Source organism: Yoonia sp. R2-816 (assembly GCF_046762905.1).
Classification (GTDB): domain Bacteria; phylum Pseudomonadota; class Alphaproteobacteria; order Rhodobacterales; family Rhodobacteraceae; genus Yoonia.
In genome coordinates this window covers 1-538 of record NZ_JBKQXN010000005.1, presented here as the reverse complement: position 1 = coordinate 538, position 538 = coordinate 1, and the positions used below count along the sequence as shown (strand labels likewise).

Genomic DNA, 538 nt, shown 5'->3' with positions numbered 1-538 from the left:
CGCATTGCTGCTGGCGAAGTTGTCGAACGACCATCATCGGCTGTGAAGGAACTGGTCGAGAACGCGATTGATGCGATGGCGACCCGGATTACAATCGATATTGCTGACGGCGGCAAAACACTGATCCGTGTCACGGATGACGGGTATGGTATTCCGGCCGAGGATTTGCCGCTTGCCTTGTCTCGTCATGCAACGTCCAAGCTGGAAGGGTCCGACTTACTCAACATTCATACCTTTGGGTTTCGTGGAGAGGCTTTACCGGCTCTTGGAGCTGTGGGGCGGCTGACAATCACAAGTCGTGTGGCTGATGGAGACGCAGCTTCGATCTGTGTTTCTGGCGGAAACATGGAAGCCGCAAAGCCCGCCGCCCTACGCGCCGGTACAGTTGTGGAACTCCGTGATCTGTTCTTTGCAACACCGGCTCGCTTGAAGTTCATGCGCACTGATCGTTCAGAAGCACAAGCGATTTCAGATGTTGTTAAGCGGCTTTCCATGGCCGAGCCCTCAGTGACGTTTGTCTTACGAGACGTATCTGGTG

General features: G+C 54.6%; 1 protein-coding gene. It reads left to right on the top strand.

Features of this window, described 5'->3' with window-relative positions:
- Positions 1–538 (top strand): DNA mismatch repair endonuclease MutL (gene mutL / locus ACFWW2_RS00020; RefSeq protein WP_393925316.1); only part of this gene is annotated, 538 nt, incomplete at both ends.